Origin of the sequence: Pseudomonas bharatica, from assembly GCF_048586865.1 — a bacterium.
Lineage (GTDB): Bacteria > Pseudomonadota > Gammaproteobacteria > Pseudomonadales > Pseudomonadaceae > Aquipseudomonas > Aquipseudomonas bharatica.
This window is the reverse complement of the sequence record NZ_JBMAWR010000027.1, coordinates 66,891-86,169: the sequence shown is the minus strand read 5'-3', so window position 1 is coordinate 86,169 and position 19,279 is coordinate 66,891. Positions and strand designations below refer to the sequence as shown.

Below are 19,279 nucleotides of genomic sequence, written 5' to 3'. Positions count from 1 at the left end.
GGGGGGGGGGGGGACCCCCCCCCCCCCCCCCGGGGGCCCCCCCCGCTCCCACAGAGTCCGCGAACCGCTTGAGCCTCCTGCCGAGATCAAGATTCAATTCACTGATATAAACCAATCCTAAAATGCACAACTTACATAATTAGCATAGAAGAAAATGTGCTTTCACAGCACAGCCCGCAACAGCTTAAGGTCTATCCCACAGTCCGACCCCATGCCAGGCGGAGGCCATTACGAACTCCCCCTCTCCTCAAGGAGCCAAGCATGAGCAAGCGACAGATCAAACTCGGCGCAATGATCCACGGTGTCGGCCACGGTTGGGGCGAATGGCGCCATCCCGATGCGCTGGCCGATGCCAGCGTCAACTTCGGCTACTACAAGCAGCAGGCGCAACTGGCCGAAGCAGCCAGGTTCGACTTCGCCTTCATCGCCGACAGCCTGCATATCCACGCCAAGTCCAGCCCCCACTACCTCAACCGCTTCGAACCGCTGACCGTGCTTTCGGCCCTGGCCGCCGTGACCGAGCATATCGGCCTGGTGGCGACCATTACCGTCAGCTACACCGAGCCCTTCCAGGTTGCCCGGCAACTGGCCTCCCTGGACCATATCAGCGGCGGCCGCGCCGGCTGGAACGTGGTCACCTCCTGGCTGTCCGGCACCGCCGACAACTTCGGCAAGGCCGAGCACCCGCCCCATGCCGAGCGCTACCGCATCGCCAAGGAACATGTGCAGGTGGTCCAGGGCCTGTGGGATTCCTGGGAAGACGATGCCTTCACCCGCGACAAGCAAAGCGGTGAGTTCTTCGATCCGGAAAAACTCCACGCACTGAACCACCAGGGCGAGTTCTTCAAGGTCAAGGGCCCGCTGAACATCGCCCGTTCGCGCCAGGGCCAGCCGCTGATCTTCCAGGCCGGAACCTCCGAGGACGGGCGCAACTTCGCCGCGCGCCAGGCCGATGCGATCTTCGTCAGCCCCGAGGGTTTCAGCGAAGCCCGCGCCTACTACCAGGACCTCAAGCAACGCGCCCGCAACTTCGGGCGCAATGCCGAAGAGCTGTTCATCCTCCCGGGCATCCGCCCCATCGTCGGTGTCGATGCCGAGGACGCCGAGCGCCGCTATCAGCAGGCGGTGGACCTGGTCAGCATCGATGACGCCCTGGTCGCCCTCGGCCGGCCCTTCAACGACTACGATTTCAGCGGCCATGACCTCGATGCGCCCTTCCCCGATCTCGGCGACCTCGGCAGCCAGAGCCACAAGGGCTCGTCCGACCAGCTCAAGCGCGTCGCCCGCGAAGAGGGCCTGACCCTGCGCCAGGTCGCGCTGCGGTTCTCCGCGCCAAAGCGCGACTTCGTCGGCACCGCCGAGGAAGTCGCCAATGCCGTGCAGGACTGGTTCGAACACGAAGCGGCGGACGGTTTCATCATCAATTCCCTTTTGCCGGACGGCCTGCAGCGCTTCACCGAACTGGTGGTGCCGGTACTGCAAGCCCGCGGCCTGCTGCGTCGCGACTACGAGGGCCAGACCCTGCGCGACAACTTCGGCCTGGCCGTGCCGGCCAACCGTAATACCTTGCGTCGCACCCAGGAAGCGGTCGCCTGAACCGCCCGAGCCCCCACACACAAGGAGTTTGCTTCATGAGTCTTGAATTCATCGGCCTGATCGGCCCCCAGGAAGGCAGCGAATCCCAGGCGCCGCGCGGCCCCGGCGTCGACCTCGATTTCATCAAGGCCTTTGCCCAGGCCCAGGAATACGGCGGTTTCGACAAGGCCCTGCTGGCGGTCAATACCAGTGCTGCCGACTCGCTGATCATCGCCAGCCACGTGGCCGCCTACACCGAGAAACTCGGCCTGCTGGTAGCCCACCGTCCGGGCTTCCAGGCGCCGACCTTCGCCGCGCGCCAGTTCGCCACCCTCGACCAGCTCAGCCGCGGTCGCGCCTCGATCAACGTGATCACCGGCGCCGACAGCGGCGACCTGCAACGCGACGGCGACTTCATCGATAAGGATGCCCGCTACGCCCGCACCGAAGAGTACCTGGACGTGGCCAAGCAGGTCTGGACCGCGACCCAGCCGTTCAGCCACCAGGGTGCGCATTACCGGGTCGAGGAAAACCTGACCCTGGTCAAGCCGCTGCAGAAACCGCACATCCCGATCTACTTCTCCGGTGCCTCGGACGCGGCGGTGGAAGTCGCGGCCAAACATGCCGACGTCTATATGATGTGGGGCGAGCCCCTGGAACAGGTGCGCGAGCGCATCGCCAAGGTGCGCCGGGCAGCGGCCAAATACGGGCGGGAAAAGCACATTCGCTTCAGCCTGTCGCTGCGGCCGATCCTCGGGGCTACCGAGGAGGAAGCCTGGGCACGGGCCGAGCGGATCCTCGCGGACGCCAAGGTGCTGCACGAGCAGCGCGCCGGCAAGCGTCGCGAACTGAACGTAGGCAGGAACAACGTCGGCTCCTCGCGCCTGGTGGAACTGGCGAGCCAGAAGGTGGTGCACGACAAGCGCCTGTGGACTGCGATTGCCGCCCTCACCGGCGCCGCAGGCAACTCGACCTCGCTGGTCGGCACCCCGGACCAGGTCGCCGAGGCAGCGCTGGAGTACTACAACCTTGGAATAACGACCTTCCTGTTCCGCGGTTTCGACCAGTTGCGCGACGCGGTGGAGTACGGGCAGGACTTGCTGCCGCGGATTCGATCTCTGGTGGCGCAGCAGGCGCAGGGGAAGCGGGCCAACGGTTGCCGGCGATGAGGCCCTCGAGAACACCACAAAAGCCCGAGCAAAAAAAACCGCCGGCAGCCCTGCCGGCGGTTCAAACGTAGCGCAGATATGAAGATATTGCCGTCGCACGCAAAGGGACCTGTTCCAGTGGTGCGCCGCCAGTATCCGCGTCCGCTCCCCTGCCCGCTTGCCTGTCCCTGCCAGTCGCTTGCACCTGGTTGCCAGCGTCCAACTATCAACGCCAGGCGATAATCCCCGACTTCCATCATTCCCCGTGATAGTCACCTTCGCTTCATTCGATTCGTCCCCACCCGCGGCAAAACGCAGAATCCGCCCACTATCAATACATTGGCGGAGTTTTCCATGGAGCAGTCACTCAAACCCTTGCGCTATCCCCTTGCTGCGTTGGCCCTCCTGGTGATGAGTGCCTGCGGTCGCACCCCGGAAGCGGTGCAGGCTCCAGGGGCGCCCAAGGTCAGCGTAGCCAAGGTGATCGAGCAACCGATCAACGAATGGGACGAGTTCACTGGCCGTCTCGAGGCCCCGGAAACCGTCGAGGTGCGTCCGCGCGTCTCCGGCCAGATCGACCAGGTGGCGTTCACCGAGGGCGCCCAGGTGCAGAAAGGCGACCTGCTGTTCCAGATCGACCCACGCCCGTTCCAGGCCGAGGTCCGCCGCCTCGAAGCCCAACTGCAACAAGCCCGCGCCACCGCCATCCGCTCGGAAAACGAAGCCCAGCGCGGTGAACGCCTGCGCAACAGCAATGCGATTTCCGCCGAACTGGCCGAATCGCGCACCAGCGCCGCTGCCGAAGCACGCGCCGGTGTGGCGGCTATCCAGGCGCAACTGGACCTGGCCAAGCTGAACCTGAGTTTCACCCGGGTTACCGCGCCGATCAGCGGCCGGGTCAGCCGCGCACAATTCACCGCCGGCAACATCGTCACCGCCGACGTCACCCCGCTGACCAGCGTGGTCTCCACCGACCGCGTCTACGCCTATTTCGATGCCGACGAGCGCGTGTACCTCAAGTACACCCAGCTGGCACGCGAAGGCCAGCGCGGCCAGACCACCCCGGTGTACCTGGGCCTGTCCAACGAAGCCGGCAACCCGCACCTGGGCCAGATGAACTTCGTCGATAACCAGGTCAACCCCAGGACCGGCACCATCCGCGGTCGTGCAGTCTTCGACAACCGCGACGGCCAGTTCACCCCGGGCCTGTATGCGCGCCTGAAACTGGTGGGCAGCGCCACCTACTCGGCCGTGCTGATCAACGATGAAGCCGTGGGCACCGACCTGGGCAAGAAGTTCGTGCTGGTCATGGACAAGGACAACAAGGCCGATTACCGCGCCGTCGAGCTGGGGCCGAAACTCGAGGGCCTGCGCATCGTGCGCAGTGGCCTGTCCAAGGACGACCGCATCGTGGTCAAGGGCCTGCAACGGGTACGCCCGGGCTCGCCGGTCACCCCTGAAGAAACGCCGATGGCGAGCGAAGCCACCCTCGCCGCCCTCGCCCAACAGCGCCAGGCCCTGGAAGCCGCCAACCGTCAGCCTGCCGACAACGGCAAGGCCACGGCGAAGCTCGCCAGCGCCGCGACTCCACGCGGTTAAGGGACCACACCCATGAATTTCTCCCGTTTCTTCATCACCCGGCCGATCTTCGCCGCGGTGCTTTCCCTGCTGATCCTGATCGCCGGCGCGATTTCGCTGTTCCAGTTGCCGATCAGCGAATACCCGGAAGTGGTGCCGCCCACCGTCGTGGTCCGCGCCAACTTCCCCGGCGCCAACCCCAAGGTGATCGGTGAAACCGTCGCCGCGCCGCTGGAGCAGGCCATCACCGGTGTCGAGAACATGCTGTACATGTCCTCGCAGTCCACTGCCGACGGCAAGCTGACCCTGACCATCACCTTCGCCCTGGGTACCGACCTGGACAACGCCCAGGTCCAGGTACAGAACCGCGTGACGCGAACCCAGCCGAAGCTGCCGGAAGAGGTGACGCGCATCGGCATCACCGTGGACAAGGCCTCGCCCGACCTGACCATGGTCGTGCACCTGACCTCGCCGGATAACCGTTACGACATGCTCTACCTGTCGAACTACGCGATCCTCAATATCAAGGACGAGCTGGCCCGCCTGGGCGGCGTCGGCGACGTGCAGTTGTTCGGCATGGGCGACTATTCCCTGCGGGTCTGGCTCGACCCGAACAAGGTCGCTTCGCGCAACCTGACCGCCGCCGATGTGGTCAGCGCCATCCGCGAGCAGAACCGCCAGGTCGCCGCCGGCCAGCTCGGTGCGCCACCCGCGCCGAACGCCACCAGCTTCCAGCTTTCGGTCAACACCCAGGGCCGCCTGGTCAGCGAGGACGAGTTCGAGAACATCATCATTCGCTCCGGCGCCGACGGCGAGATCACCCGCCTCAAAGACATCGCCCGGGTCGAGCTGGGCTCCAGCCAGTACGCCCTGCGTTCGCTGCTGAACAACCAGCCGGCGGTGGCCATCCCGATCTTCCAGCGCCCGGGCTCCAATGCCATCGAGATCTCCGACGAAGTGCGGGCGAAGATGGCCGAGCTCAAGCAGAGCTTCCCCGAAGGCATGGACTACAGCATCGTCTACGACCCGACCGTGTTCGTTCGCGGCTCGATCGAGGCCGTGGTGCATACGCTGTTCGAAGCGCTGATCCTCGTGGTCCTGGTGGTGATCCTGTTCCTGCAGACCTGGCGCGCCTCGATCATCCCGCTGGTGGCGGTTCCGGTATCGCTGATCGGTACCTTCGCGGTGATGCACCTGTTCGGTTTCTCGCTCAACGCCCTGTCGCTGTTCGGCCTGGTACTGGCCATCGGTATCGTGGTGGACGACGCCATCGTCGTGGTGGAGAACGTCGAGCGCAACATCGAACTCGGCCTGCCGCCCCTGGAAGCAACCAAGAAGGCCATGGGCGAAGTGACCGGCCCGATCATCGCCACCGCCCTGGTGCTGTGCGCCGTGTTCGTCCCGGCGGCGTTCATCTCCGGCCTTACCGGGCAGTTCTACAAGCAGTTCGCCCTGACCATCGCCATCTCCACGGTAATCTCGGCCTTCAACTCGCTGACCCTGTCGCCGGCCCTGGCCGCCGTGCTGCTGAAAGGGCACCACGAGCCGAAGGACCGTTTCTCGCGGCTGCTGGAGCGCTTGCTCGGCGGCTGGCTGTTCCGTCCGTTCAACCGCTTCTTCGAGCGTGCCAGCCATAGCTACGTGGGCACCGTCGGCCGGGTCATCCGCCGCAGTGGCGTGGCGCTGTTCGTCTATGCCGGGCTGATGGGCCTGACCTACCTGGGCTTCTCGTCCACCCCGACCGGTTTCGTTCCGGCCCAGGACAAGCAGTACCTGGTGGCCTTCGCCCAGTTGCCGGACGCGGCGAGCCTCGACCGCACCGAAGCGGTAATCAAGAAGATGAGCGAAATCGCCCTGAAACAACCTGGCGTGGCCGACTCGGTGGCCTTCCCGGGCCTGTCGATCAACGGTTTCACCAACAGCCCGAACAGCGGCATCGTGTTCACTCCGCTCAAGCCCTTCGACGAGCGCAAGGACCCGAGCCAGTCGGCCGGTGCCATCGCCGCCGCGCTGAACGCGCAGTTCGCCGACATCCAGGACGCCTATATCGCGATCTTCCCGCCACCGCCGGTACAGGGGCTGGGCACCATCGGCGGTTTCCGCCTGCAGATCGAGGACCGTGGCAACCTGGGCTATGAAGCGCTGTACAAGGAAACCCAGAACATCATCGCCAAGAGCCACAACGTGCCGGAACTGGCCGGCCTGTTCACCAGCTATCAGGTGAACGTGCCCCAGGTCGATGCCGCCATCGACCGCGAGAAAGCCAAGACCCACGGCGTGGCCATCAACGATATCTTCGACACCCTGCAGATCTACCTGGGCTCGCTGTACGCCAACGACTTCAACCGTTTCGGCCGCACCTACCAGGTCAACGTCCAGGCCGAGCAGCAGTTCCGCCTCGACGCCGAGCAGATCGGCCAGTTGAAGGTGCGCAACAACCAGGGCGAGATGATCCCGCTGGCGACCTTCATCAAGGTCAGCGACACCTCCGGCCCCGACCGGGTCATGCACTACAACGGCTTCATCACCGCCGAGATCAACGGCGCCGCGGCGCCGGGCTACAGCTCCGGCCAGGCGGAAAAAGCCATGGAAAAACTGCTCAAGGAAGAATTGCCCAACGGCATGACCTTCGAATGGACCGAGCTGACCTACCAGCAGATCCTTGCCGGTAACACCGCGCTGTTCGTCTTCCCGCTCTGCGTGCTGCTGGCCTTCCTGGTGCTGGCCGCCCAGTACGAAAGCTGGAGCCTGCCGCTGGCGGTGATCCTGATCGTACCGATGACCCTGCTCTCGGCGATTACCGGGGTGATCCTGTCCGGTAGCGACAACAACATCTTCACCCAGATCGGCTTGATCGTCCTGGTGGGGCTGGCGTGCAAGAACGCGATCCTGATCGTCGAGTTCGCCAAGGACAAGCAGGCCGAAGGGCTCGATCCGCTGGCCGCGGTACTGGAAGCCTGCCGCCTGCGCCTGCGGCCGATCCTGATGACCTCGTTCGCCTTCATCATGGGTGTGGTGCCGCTGGTGTTCTCCTCCGGCGCCGGTGCGGAAATGCGTCATGCCATGGGCGTGGCGGTGTTCTCCGGGATGATCGGAGTGACCATCTTCGGCTTGCTGCTGACCCCGGTGTTCTTCGTTCTGATCCGCCGTTATGTCGAGCGCAAGCAGGCACGCCAAGCGGCCCGCCTGACCGCGCAAGGGAGCCACGCATGAGCCGTGTAGAGATGAATAGCAAACTGTGGCTGCCGAGCCTGTTGGTGCTGGCCCTGAGCGCGTGCGCCGTGGGCCCGGACTACAAGGCACCGGACACCGCTGCCGCCCAGCTGGCCGCCAGCGACGGCCAGGCCGGCCTGGACCGCAGCCGCTTCGAGAGCGCCTGGTGGCACCAGTTCGAAGACCCGGTGCTGGACCAGTTGGTAAGCCAGTCGCTCAACGGCAACCGTGACCTGCGGGTGGCGTTCGCCCGCCTCAAGGCGGCCCGTGCGATCCGCGAGGACGTAGACAACGACGCCTTGCCGACCGTGACCAGCCGCGCCAGCAGCGACCTCGGCAAAGGCCAGATCCCTGGCCAGACCACCGATCGGGTCAACAGCGAACGTTATGACCTGGGCCTGGACATGGCCTGGGAACTGGACCTGTTCGGTCGCATCCAGCGCCGCCTGGAAGCCAGCGAAGCCCAGGAAGCGGCGGCCCAGGCCGACCTGCAGCAGTTGCAGGTGAGCCTGATCGCCGAACTGGTGGATGCCTACGGGCAACTGCGCGGCGCCCAGGAACGCGAGAAGATCGCCCTGGCCAACCTGAAGACCCAGCAGGATTCGCGCGGTATCACCGAAACCCTGCGCGAAGCCGGGGTCGGCAACGAGCTGGATGTGGTGCGCGCCGATGCGCGCCTGGCGGCAGTGGAGGCCAGCGTGCCGCAACTGCAAGCAGAACAGGTGCGCGCACGCAACCGCATCGCCACCCTGCTCGGCCAGCGACCGGATGCCCTGAGTGTCGACCTGTCGCCCAAGCAGTTGCCGGCCATCGCCAAGGCGCTGCCGATCGGCGACCCGGGCGAACTGCTGCAACGCCGTCCGGACATTCGCCGGGCCGAGCGGCAACTGGCGGCGGCCACGGCCAATGTGGGCGTGGCTACTGCTGATCTGTTCCCGCGTGTGAGCCTCAGCGGCTTCCTTGGCTTTACCGCCGCGCGCGGTTCGCAACTGGGTTCGTCGGCAGCCTCGGCCTGGGCCCTGGGCCCGAGCATCACCTGGCCGGCCTTCGACCTGGGCAGCGTGCGCGCCCGTTTGCGCGGCGCCAATGCCGAAGCCGAAGGCGCCCTGGCGACCTACGAGCAGCAGGTATTGCTGGCCCTGGAGGAATCGGAAAACGCCTTCAGCGACTACGGCAAGCGTCAGCAACGCCTCGTCTCGTTATTGAAGCAGAGCGAAGCCAGCCGCAAGGCGGCCGACCTGGCGTCGATCCGCTATCGCGAAGGCACGGTGGATTACCTGGTACTGCTGGACGCCGAACGCGAGCGCCTGGCGGCAGAAGATGCCCAGGCCCTGGGCGAGGTCGAGCTGTATCGCGGCATCGTCGCGATCTACAAGGCCTTGGGTGGTGGCTGGCAGAGCGAGGCGGTTGCATCGCGCTGATCTGATTTGGCAAGGCTCCTTTGGTTGGTTCGCACCAGCCTTTTTGCCCCGCAGGCTTTTGGCCTTGCGGGGCTTTTTTATGCACCAGGGCATCATTGCCGTCCTTCGTCCGGCCTGCGTGACCGCAGCAGTGCGAAAAACACATTGGGCACCATCATGATCGCCAGCATCCCCCAGAAACCGACCTTCCCGGCGTTATGCAGCGCGGCGCCAAGGGCGATGAATGCCAGCAGCGCGACAAAGCGCAGCGATACGAATTTTTCCAGGCCTCTCACGGCGGCTCCTCGGTGTCGTCTGGTGCAAGCGGGCGATTCTACAGAATGCCTCTGCGCCGCGCTTGCCGGGCCGTCGATACATCCGGCTGAACCATCCCTGCACCCACCCGCCGAATGAAGGGAAGGAAGCGCAAGTCTCCCTCAGGATTGGAAGGCAATCTGCCAGGCCAATGAAATTTATCGTCAGGAGTTCCCATGACCGTAAATATCAGCAATCTGACAATCACCACACCGCTGCCCGTCTCCTCGACCAACCCCGTCGCGCTGGAAGTCAACGGCGCAACGGCGATCGCCCAGTTCCCCAGCGTGGTCAAGGTACTCGGCGACGGCTCGATCCAGTTCTCCGCGCCGACCAAGGGTGCGTCCAGCAAAAGTACGCGCAGGACCCGTTGCGAATGGACCGAATCGACCAACTGGACCCTGGCCAGTGCCCGGGATCATTGGAACAGGCAGGAAATGACCCTGACCAAGGTCAATTCCGCGCAAAAGGTGGTGATTGCGCAGATGCACGTACGGGGCGATGACGGCCCGCCGGTGAAGGTGTTCTGGAACAAGGGCAATATCACCCTGGGGTTCCGGCAATCCTATGACCAGGCGGATCCGGTCAACTCGACGATCCTCAAGGGGGTGCCGCTGGGAACCAGGTTCAAGGTCAGTATCCACGTGACGGCGCAGGGCGTGGTCAATGTCAGCGTGGTCGCGGGAACGGCTTCTGGTTCATCGGGGGATCTGCGGCTCGACAGCAGCTGGAATGTGCGCCTGTTCGAATTTCATGGCGGCGTTTACAACCAGATCGACTACACGGATGCCACGCCGGCTGACGATGGGTCGATTTGCGTCATCAGTGACCTTTCGCTGAGTCACGTCTGAGCCTGCGCTTTCGGCGTCGTGGTGCTAGTGTCAGGGTCTGTCCTGGTCAAGGAGCGCAGCATGACTATTCGCAGTCTGGCGAAAAACCTTCCGGCGGACCCTGACAATCCCGGTTGGGTACTTGGTTGGGGCGTGTTGCGGGATCGGCATCCGTGGCATTTCGTCGATGTGTATGCCGACCAGGGGACCGCAAGGGCGGAGGCGCAGCGACGGGGTGCTGGTTATGTTGTGGAGTTCGGGTCTCATCGGCTAGGAACGGATGAGTTTGTTTGCGGAGTTGTGGCGCCGGAGGGGTGAGGGTTATTCAGTAGCTCGAGTGAAGAAAAAAGGGACGGATTTATTTTTTGAAGAAAAAAGGGACGGATTTATTTTTCACTCGGCTCAGACGTCCGGCCTGGAAAATAAATCTGTCCCCTTTTCCGTCGTCCCCTTTTCCGTCCATCGCGAAGCCGTCGAAATGACAGAGTTTCGGAACTTTACCCTCAAAGTTTCGGAACTCCGGTATCATTTCGCGCAAACTAAAAAGCCCCGCAGACGTTAATCTGCGGGGCTTCGAATAGTGGAGGCCGAGGTCGGAATCGAACCGGCGTAGACGGATTTGCAATCCGGAGCATAACCACTTTGCTACTCGGCCTCATGAGCTTCGGAAATCTATCGATCTCCCTAACTCGTTGAAAACGCTGAGATTTTTTATTTCTCGTCGCTTTCGATGGACGCCATTATGTCCACATTCCCGGATGCTGGCAACCCCCTGATTTAAAAAAACTTTCTGGCCGGGGACAGGGGCGCTTCGCGTCGGCTCGGCGCCCTGCTCCGCGCCGGCGGTCAAGCCGCTTCGCGCTGGCCACCGCTCCTGGAGACTTCGAACAGGCCCACCAGCTTCTGCAGCTTGTTGGCATTGAGGCGCACCGTTTCGGCACTGGCATGCAGGACGTTGACGGTCTGGTGCATCTCCAGGGAGGACTGGTCCACTTCCTTGATGGTCCGCCCATAGTCGAGGCTGCGTTGGTTGAGCTGCTGGATGATCTGGAACATGTTTTCCACCGCCTGGTGCAGTTGCACGTTTTCCGACGAGGCCTGTTCGGCGAGGCCGAGGCTTTGGTCGACGTTGTGCACGCCATCCTCCATGAAACCGACCGCCTTGCGCGTTTCGCCTTGCAGGCTTTCGACCGTGAGGCGGATCTCTTCGGCTGCGCTGGAGGTACGTGCCGCCAGGCTGCGGACTTCATCCGCGACCACGGCGAATCCGCGTCCGTGCTCCCCTGCCCTGGCCGCTTCGATGGCAGCGTTGAGCGCCAGCAGGTTGGTCTGGTTGGTGATGTCGCTGATCAGCCCGCTGATCTTGCCGATCTCGGCCATGCGACTGTCGAGCAGTTGCACGCTGGCCGCCGAGCGCTCGACCACGTCGCGGATCGACTGGGTGCCCTGGCGCACGGTGAGGAACTGCTCGCGGGCACGCTCGACCACTTCGTCCATGGCCTGCTTCATCTGCTCGGCACCGGCGGAGGCCTGCTGGATTTCACCCAGTTGCTCCTCGACGATCACCATCATGCGATGCACCGCGTCGGCCACCTCCATGGACGTGCTGCTGGCCTTGCGGCTGCGGCCGATCATCATCTGGTTGGTGGTGCCGACGCTGTGGCTGGCCTTGACCACCTGGCCGACCACCGAGTCGAGGTGGTCGATGAAGCTGTTGATCCAGCGGCCCATGTCGCCGGTTTCGTCGTTGGCCATGCGCGTGGGGTCGAGTCGCTGGCGCAGGTTGCCCTCGCCTTCGGCGATGGCGCGGATGACCCCGGTCATTTCCGTCAGGCGGGCGGCCAGGCGCTTGGGCCCCAGGGTGCTGAACACCAGCGCGGCGATCATCAGGCTGGCGGCCTCGCAGAGGTCGATCAGATGCTGGGACAGCCCGCTATAGTGCTGCACACCATAGTTGCAGGCGAACAGGCCGAGCATGGTGGCCAAGTAGGGTTTCATCAGGCCGTAGCTGAGGGAACGGCGGCGGTAGACCTCTTCCAGGTCGGCCTCGCACATCATGCCCCAGCGGTCCGGCGAGCCCGGCAACTGGAAGGTCACGCCCTTGCCCACCACTGGAATGTGCCGGTAGTCGGAGTAGCCCGGGTAGGTGACGAACAGGTTCGAGCCATTGCGGATGGTTTCCCGGACCCCAGGATGAAGCTGCTCGGTGGCGGGGTCGGTAAAGCGCAGTTCGAGTTCGGTGTGGCGCTGCACCCGCACGGTCTTCCAGGGCGTGTGCACGCCGCTCTTGAGGTTCTCGCCATGGCTGAAGGTGCCGTCCTCGAAGCGCGAACGCGACAACGCCACACCCGGCTGCAGGTTGCGGTCGAAGCGCGACTGGACCATGAACAGGTAGTTGTCCCCGGACTCGGCGAAGATATGCCCGGCCTCGCGCTGGATGAGATCACCGAGCACGTCGTTGGGCACCCTGCCGCACAGGCAGCCGAGGATTTTCCCGTCGACTTTCAGGGGCTGGTAGAACATCAGCGTCACCTCGTCGTGGAAACGCGACGAGGACGGGCCGATGGCCAGGGTCAGTGGATCGCTGTAGGGGCCGTGGAGAAACGGTGCCTTCAACCCTTCGGCCAGCGCTGCCGGGTTCAGGGAACGGGATTGCGCGCCGTTCCAGGTCGAGGCCAGCAGATTGCCCGTGCTGTCGACGACAAAAAGTTCGGAAAAGTCCTCGGCCTGTTGCAGTTTGTCCTGCAGGGCCTGGGCGTCGATGGCTCCGGGCTCGCCCAGCCCTTGAGCCAGCTCGGCAAGGTGTTCCCACTGCTCCAGGGCCCAGCCATTGAGCAGCTTGACTCGGGTTTCGGCGATGGCTTCGAAGGTCTGCTCAATCACCGGATAAGCCCCACGGTTGACCCGACAGGCCCAGCCCATGGCGAGCTTGCCGGTCTTGCCGAACCAGGGTAACCAACGACGTTCTTCGGCGGATAACAGCATGGAGTTGCTTGATAGCGACATACACCTCTCCAATGGCGACATTCCAATGGATTTTGTGAGGCAACTACCAGGCCAAGAGCAAAGCTAGCTAACGAATTCACTGGTAAAACTGGCTTTGTGCCATCTCCGCTGATCGCAACCCGTTGAAACGCTCACCCGGACGAGCGCGAATTGCCCCAAATGCGAGCGGTTTCGCCTTCCTGATCATCATAACGGTGCAATTTCAACGCGTTGCTCAAGCGCTGCTGGCCAGCGCCCAGTCACTGGAGCGCCGCTGGAACGGTGTCGGCTCATCGGCCACCCGCCTGTCTTCCCGGGTGATGAACAGGCCAAGTTGCGCCGCCCTGGCAATGGCGGCCACCTTGTTCTGCACCCCCAGCTTGACGATGCTGTTGCGCGCATGGAAGTTGACCGTCGATTCCGACAGGTTAAGGATCCCGGCCACTTCCTCCGCCGTCTTGCCGATGGCCGACCAGCGCAACACTTCGATCTCGCGGGTGCTGAGGTTGAGCGCCTCGATCCTGCGCTTGAGCTCGTCAACCTGCTGCATATGGATCAGGTTGCACAACAGCAGGACCTGGCCGGCCTTCTCATACCATTCCTGGTCGGAAATCGGCCCTTTTTCCCGGGCGACGTCGAGAACGCTGAACACCCCTTCCGAATGCGAACCCTGTGACCAGCCATGGCACAGCCCGAAAGCCTGCGCTTCATCCCACAGCCCCGGGGCGGAACGGAACAGATCCTCGCTCCAGCTGATCGGCAGGATGGAGCGTCGGCAATGCTCTATCCGGGGATCGACCTCCAGAAACTTCCTCGCCTTGTACTTCTGGATCCACCCCGCCGGCCACGTGCTCCAGAACATCGGGCGCGGGTCGAAGCTGGTCCAGCAGGTGAATCCGAAGAAATCGAACCCCAACTGCACGACCAGGCCGTGCAGCATGCCGAAGCGCAGATTGGGAGAGACTTCTCGTGCCAGGACATGCAACACATCGGCACTTAACGGCATGGTGCACCTCTTGTAATAAGCGCGAGGGTCCCTCCCGGATGCGCCTTGGGTGACGGATATATGAGCGATAGCAGGTTGAGGCTAGTGGCGAGCCGAAGCGCCGACAACAGGCTTTTGGATATATATCGAAAGGATGTTTTGCGCTCGGCGGAGGCTCTGGGATAGGGGTCTTCGCCAGATCCAAAGGGAAATGCCGCACGTCGCGCGATGGGAACTTTTTCACCGGACCTTGTGGGAGCCGGCGTTGCCGGCGATGAGGCCGGCATAGGCGACGATGCTGTCTGGGCGGGCCAATCGCTGGCAAGCCAGCTCCCACAAGGTCAGTGTCGAACATAAAATCTGCGGCTGGCTCGGAACCTGTGGAAACTGGCTTGCCAGTTGCCACAGGTTCCGAGTCGCTTCAGCGAAATGTCACACCTTGAATTTGGAAATCATCACATTCAGTTCCACCGCCAGGCGCGACAGCTCCTGGCTCGCCGCATTGGTCTGGTTGGCCCCGGCCGAGGTCTGCATCGACAGGTCGCGGATATTCACCAGGTTGCGATCCACCTCGCGCGCCACCGACGCCTGTTCTTCCGAGGCACTGGCGATCACCAGGTTGCGCTCGTTGATCGCGGCGATGGCTTCGGCGATGACCTTCAGCGCCTCGTCCGCTGCCTGCGCCACCACCAGGGTCTGGCTGGCCTGGCTCTGGCTGCTGTGCATGGTGCTGACCGCCCGGTGGGTGCCGGCCTGTACACCGCCGATCATTTGCTCGATCTCTTCGGTGGACTGCTGGGTGCGGTGCGCCAGGGCGCGCACTTCGTCGGCCACCACGGCGAAACCACGCCCGGCCTCCCCGGCCCTGGCCGCTTCGATGGCGGCATTGAGGGCGAGCAGGTTGGTCTGGTCGGCAATGGAGCCGATCACATCGAGCACCCGGCTGATATCGTTGACGTGGTTGGCCAGGTCCTCGACTTCCTGGGCAGTGTCGCCAACGTCGCTGACCAGGCTCTGGATCGAGGCCAGCGCCTGGTCGACCTGCGCCCGGCCGTGCTGGGTGGTGTCGTCGGCGCGACGCGAGGCGTCGGAGGTGGTCACCGCGTTGCTCGCGACTTCCTCGACGGCAGCGGTCATTTCATTGACCGCCGTGGCCGCCTGCTCGATCTCGGCACTCTGTTGCAGCAGGCCGCGACTGGTGTCGTCGGTTACTGCATGCAGCTCTTCCGACGCCGAGGCGAGGCGATCGGAGGACTCGGCGATCTGACGCAAGGTGGTACGCAGCCGTTCCTGCATGGTGCGCATCGACTCCAGCAACAGGGCCGGTTCGTCCTTGCCATAGACGTTGATTTCCTGGGTCAGGTCGCCGTGGGAGACGCGGTCGGCCACCACCACGGCCTCATGCAGCGGCAGGACAATGCTGCGGGTCAGCACCGCAGCGATGGCGATCATCGCCAGGAGGATCACCACCAGGGTCGCGGCCATGATCACGATGGCACGGTCATAGGCCTCGCCACTGATCCGCCCCGACTCCAGCAGGCCGTCGTAGTTGTAGCGGATCAGCTCGCCCAGATCGTTCATCATGGCGTCGGCGTGGGCTACGATAGGGCCGTTGAGCACGTCGATAGCCTCTTCGGTGCGGTCGCCGCGCACGGCCTCGAGGAGCTGGCGCTGCAGCCCGGAGTACTGGTCGTAGGAAGTCTTGAATGCCTCGAACAACTCGCGGTTGCGGGGGCTGTCGATGCTTTGCTGGTAGGACTCGAGGTTGCCGCTGATCTCTGCCTGGCGCTCGCTGATCAGCTCGAGGGTGCGCTGGCGCTCCTGTGGGTCGCGCTGCAGGATCGAGCGCAGGGTCAAGGCCCGCGTGCGGCCCAGGGCCAGGCCGACTTCGGCCAGGGCATGGCTGCCGGGCTGCCAGTAGCCGGTGATCTTCTTGGTCGAGGAATCCATTTTCTCGGCTTCGAAAATGGCGACCGCACCCAGCAGCAAGACAAGCACCGCCAGGATTGCGAAAGCGAACCCGGCCCTGGCACCGATGGAGAGATTTCTGACCCGCATTGACCGTTCCTCGAATAAAGCCTTGGAGCCCACAGGCACGGCGCGCTGGCGCCGGCAATGGAGGGCGTGGTGCACACAAAGGCTTTTTCTGGTCAGGTCGCAGGCCTGATTTATGGGGTAAGCATTCTACGGAAGCGGCCAGATGATGGCAAACTGCCCTGCATCGTTCTTCAGGCACTGATCGCTACGGGGCCGCGGTCTGGACCCCCAGGGCGGAGCCCTATGGCAGGGGATCTCCTCTTGACATACAGCCCTGCATTTTCCTGCAAAGGAGGCTTTTGACGTGTGTCAACTCACACTACGTGGAAACGTGCAAAATCCCGAAGACTCGCCTAAAGCCATGTACTTCATCAACCGGGGGAATTCGCTCCACGCTTGCCCCTCCTGCGCCTGTCCAGCTCGATCAACAAGGCCCTACACGATGTCATCACGCACCAATCTCACCCGCGAAGACTGGATTCATGCCGCGCAGCACGTACTGGTCAGCAGCGGCGTCGATGCGGTCCGGGTCGATACCCTGGCCAAGGAACTGAAGATCACCCGCGGCAGCTTCTACTACCACTTCAAGAGCCGCGGCGAACTGCTCGAAGGCATCCTCGGCACCTGGCGGGCGCGAGCGACCGAGGACGTGATCCTCAATCTGCGAAATGCCCATGTGTCGCCTTTGAAGCGGTTGCAGCGCTTGCTGGAGCTGCCGTCCTACGGGCAGACGGCCAAGGACGCGGCGGCGATCGAACTGGGCATCCGCGCCTGGGCGCGGCGCGACAAGCAGGCGCGCCAGGCGATCGACGAGGTGGACAGTCACCGCCTGAACTACATCGAGGGCTTGCTGATCCAGGCCGGGGCGCCGGCGGATGAGGCGCAGGATCGGGCGTACCTGATCTATGCGTACCAGATCAGCCTGTCGCTGCTGCATGGGGATGACACCCAGCAGCAGAGGCTGGAGCGCAGCCAGCGGATGGCGGAATGGTTGTTGCCGCAGGGTGCGGCGGTGCCGGCTTGAGTACAACGCCGGCTTGTATCTTTAGTCCTGAATAAAGACCAAGGACACAAGCCAGCCAAGCGGCGATCCGATTGCCGACGACGGGGCCTCAGCAGCCACCGCAAGCAAACATCAAGGCGCCGGATTCGGTTGCTGCACGTGGATCGCCTCGATCCCTTGCAGCAGCTCCTCGGTCAGCTTCACCTCGACGCTGGCCAGGTTGCTGTGCAACTGCTCCAGGGTGGTGGCGCCGATGATGTTGCTGGTCACGAACGGCCGGCTGGTGACATAGGCCAGCGCCAGTTGCGCCGGATCCACGCCATGGGCCCGGGCCAGCGCCACGTAACCCTGGGTGGCCTTTTCCACCTGCGGGTTGTTGTAGCGCTGGAAACGATCGAACAGGGTCAGGCGCCCCTTCGGTGGTTGTGCGCCGTTCAGGTACTTGCCCGAGAGCACGCCGAAGGCCAGCGGCGAGTACGCCAGCAGCCCCACCTTCTCGCGAATCGACATTTCCGCCAGGCCCACCTCGTAGCTGCGGTTCAGCAGGCTGTAGGGGTTCTGGATCGATACCGCGCGCGGCCAGCCGCGGGTCTCGGCCAGGTGCAGGAAGCGATGCACGCCCCACGGGGTTTCATTGGACAGGCCGATATGGCGGATCTTGCCGGCCTTGACCAGGTCGTCCAGCACGTCGAGGGTCTCCTCGATGGCGGTGGGCTCGTCGGCGGCATCGTGCACATAGCCGAGCTGGCCGAAGAAGTTGGTCTGCCGATCCGGCCAGTGCAGTTGGTAGAGGTCGAGATAGTCGGTCTTCAGGCGCTTGAGGCTGTCTTCCAGGGCCGCGGTGATATTGGCCCGGTTCAGGCGGGCATCGCCGTTGCGGATATGCTCGATCCGATGCGGGCCGGCCACCTTGCTCGCCAGGACCCAGTGCTCGCGGCCGCCGAAGCGGGCGAAGTAGTTGCCGATGATCCGCTCGGTTTCGCCATAGGTCTTCGCGATAGGCGGCACCGGGTACATTTCGGCGGTATCGATGAAGTTGACCCCGGCCTCGCGGGCCACCTGGATCTGCTCGAAGGCCTCGGCCTCGCTGTTCTGCTCGCCCCAGGTCATGGTGCCGAGGGCGATGGCGCTGACCTGGATGCCACTGTTGCCGAGTTGACGCTTTTCCATGAAGCACTCCTTTTTAGAAACGGCGAAGCCGCTGGCGCCCCGAACGGCTCCAGCGGCCTGTATCCGGTTACGACCTCAACGCGCGACGGGCTTGAACAGCTCCACGGCGCTGGCGTCGATCTTGCGCGGCAGCAGGCCCTGGGCGAAGAACACATCGGCGATCTGCTGCTGTTCGGCGAGGTTGTCGGCCTGCACCGGTTGCACATCATAACTGCGTCGGCCGTTGGCTTGCTCGACCGTCGCTACATCGAGGTTGCCCCAGAGCGGTCCGAGCAGCTTGGCCGCGTCGGTCGGATGGGCCTTGATCCACTTGCCGGCGCCGCTCAAGGCGGTGAACAGGGTGTTCAGCACCTGCGGGTGAGACTTGGCGTAATCGCTGGACGCCAGGTAATAGCGCTGGTAGTTCGACAGCCCCTGGCCATCGCTCAACACCCGCGCATGCTGCTGGCGCTGGGCGCTGGCGACGAAAGGATCCCAGGTCACCCAGGCATCCACCTTGCGGTTCTCGAAGGCGGCGCGGCCATCGGCCGGAATCAGGTAGGCCGGCTGGATGTCATTGAAGTTCAATCCGGCCTTGGCCAGGGCCTGGATCAGCAGGTAGTGGCTGCCGGCCGCCTTGGTCACGGCGATCTTCTTGCCCTTGAGGTCGGCCAGGCTTTTCAGCGGCGAATCCGCCGGCACCAGGATGGCCTGGGCCAGGGGCGACGGGGTTTCGCGGGCGAAGTAAACCAGCTTGGCACCCGCCGCCTGGGCGAACACCGGCACGGTGTCGGCCACGTCCGCCGAAACATCGACGTTGCCCAGGTTCAGCGCCTCCAGCAGCGGCAGGCCGCTGGCGAACTCGTGCCAGGTAACGTCGATGCCCTGGGCCTTGAGGTCTTTCTCCAGGGTGCCCTGGGCCTTGAGCAGGGTCAGCAGGGTCGAGGATTTCTGGTAGCCGATGCGCAGGGTTTCGGCGCTGGCCGTGCCAGCGAGGCTGGCGCCCAGTACCACGGCGGCGGCGAGTTGGTAGAGGCGTTTGAGCGGGATCATGGGTGCAG

At 63.8% G+C, this 19,279-nt stretch carries 14 protein-coding genes and 1 tRNA gene; 8 read left to right on the top strand and 7 right to left on the bottom strand.

Annotated features, from left to right (window positions below; translation table 11 throughout):
* Positions 1 to 261: 261 nt before the first annotated feature.
* The 5 genes from ACKLLE_RS23610 (at position 262) to ACKLLE_RS23590 (ending at position 8,935) form a co-directional block, all read left to right on the top strand.
* A complete protein-coding gene (locus ACKLLE_RS23610; protein WP_420059222.1) occupies positions 262 to 1,596 on the top strand; it encodes an LLM class flavin-dependent oxidoreductase in 1,335 nt (444 codons plus the stop codon).
* A gap of 35 nt (positions 1,597 to 1,631) precedes the next feature.
* Positions 1,632 to 2,744, top strand: coding sequence for an LLM class flavin-dependent oxidoreductase (locus ACKLLE_RS23605; protein WP_420059221.1), 1,113 nt, complete (start codon positions 1,632 to 1,634; stop codon positions 2,742 to 2,744).
* Between the two features lie 333 nt (positions 2,745 to 3,077).
* On the top strand, positions 3,078 to 4,322 hold the full coding sequence (mexE, locus tag ACKLLE_RS23600; protein ID WP_064304063.1) for a multidrug efflux RND transporter periplasmic adaptor subunit MexE: 1,245 nt from the start codon (positions 3,078 to 3,080) through the stop codon (positions 4,320 to 4,322).
* Positions 4,323 to 4,334: 12 nt separating this feature from the next.
* Complete coding sequence (locus ACKLLE_RS23595; RefSeq protein ID WP_420059220.1) at positions 4,335 to 7,514, top strand: efflux RND transporter permease subunit; 3,180 nt, start codon at positions 4,335 to 4,337, stop codon at positions 7,512 to 7,514.
* A gap of 11 nt (positions 7,515 to 7,525) precedes the next feature.
* Positions 7,526 to 8,935 (top strand): efflux transporter outer membrane subunit, encoded by a 1,410-nt coding sequence (locus ACKLLE_RS23590; protein ID WP_420059223.1) that lies wholly within the window; start codon positions 7,526 to 7,528, stop codon positions 8,933 to 8,935.
* Positions 8,936 to 9,027: 92 nt separating this feature from the next.
* Here the strand turns inward: ACKLLE_RS23590 and ACKLLE_RS23585 are convergent, their stop codons facing one another.
* Entirely contained in the window at positions 9,028 to 9,210 is a 183-nt protein-coding gene (locus tag ACKLLE_RS23585) for a hypothetical protein (protein ID WP_420059219.1), read from the bottom strand.
* 195 nt (positions 9,211 to 9,405) lie between these two features.
* Here ACKLLE_RS23585 and ACKLLE_RS23580 point away from each other — a divergent pair, with 195 nt between their 5' ends.
* On the top strand, positions 9,406 to 10,080 hold the full coding sequence (locus ACKLLE_RS23580; RefSeq protein ID WP_064304059.1) for a polysaccharide lyase family 7 protein: 675 nt from the start codon (positions 9,406 to 9,408) through the stop codon (positions 10,078 to 10,080).
* Positions 10,081 to 10,140: 60 nt separating this feature from the next.
* On the top strand, positions 10,141 to 10,377 hold the full coding sequence (locus ACKLLE_RS23575) for a hypothetical protein (protein WP_009407315.1): 237 nt from the start codon (positions 10,141 to 10,143) through the stop codon (positions 10,375 to 10,377).
* Between the two features lie 263 nt (positions 10,378 to 10,640).
* On the opposite strand, the gene ACKLLE_RS23570 is transcribed toward ACKLLE_RS23575, so the two are convergent.
* The 4 genes from ACKLLE_RS23570 to ACKLLE_RS23555 form a co-directional block, all read right to left on the bottom strand.
* Positions 10,641 to 10,714, bottom strand: a tRNA-Cys gene (locus ACKLLE_RS23570).
* Between the two features lie 191 nt (positions 10,715 to 10,905).
* On the bottom strand, positions 10,906 to 11,556 hold the full coding sequence (locus tag ACKLLE_RS23565; RefSeq protein ID WP_376699751.1) for a methyl-accepting chemotaxis protein: 651 nt from the start codon (positions 11,554 to 11,556) through the stop codon (positions 10,906 to 10,908).
* A gap of 1,723 nt (positions 11,557 to 13,279) precedes the next feature.
* Positions 13,280 to 14,050, bottom strand: a complete 771-nt coding sequence (locus ACKLLE_RS23560) for an autoinducer binding domain-containing protein (protein WP_420059218.1) — start codon at positions 14,048 to 14,050, stop codon at positions 13,280 to 13,282.
* A 411-nt stretch (positions 14,051 to 14,461) separates the two neighbouring features.
* Positions 14,462 to 16,087, bottom strand: a complete 1,626-nt coding sequence (locus tag ACKLLE_RS23555; protein WP_420059217.1) for a methyl-accepting chemotaxis protein — start codon at positions 16,085 to 16,087, stop codon at positions 14,462 to 14,464.
* A 421-nt stretch (positions 16,088 to 16,508) separates the two neighbouring features.
* On the opposite strand from ACKLLE_RS23555, the gene ACKLLE_RS23550 reads away from it, so the two are divergent.
* Entirely contained in the window at positions 16,509 to 17,090 is a 582-nt protein-coding gene (locus ACKLLE_RS23550; protein ID WP_420059216.1) for a TetR/AcrR family transcriptional regulator, read from the top strand.
* 111 nt (positions 17,091 to 17,201) lie between these two features.
* On the opposite strand, the gene ACKLLE_RS23545 is transcribed toward ACKLLE_RS23550, so the two are convergent.
* Positions 17,202 to 18,239: an NADP(H)-dependent aldo-keto reductase gene (locus ACKLLE_RS23545; protein WP_064304054.1), complete on the bottom strand. Its 1,038-nt coding sequence runs from the start codon at positions 18,237 to 18,239 to the stop codon at positions 17,202 to 17,204.
* 75 nt (positions 18,240 to 18,314) lie between these two features.
* Positions 18,315 to 19,271, bottom strand: a complete 957-nt coding sequence (locus tag ACKLLE_RS23540; RefSeq protein ID WP_420059215.1) for an aliphatic sulfonate ABC transporter substrate-binding protein — start codon at positions 19,269 to 19,271, stop codon at positions 18,315 to 18,317.
* Positions 19,272 to 19,279: the final 8 nt, after the last annotated feature.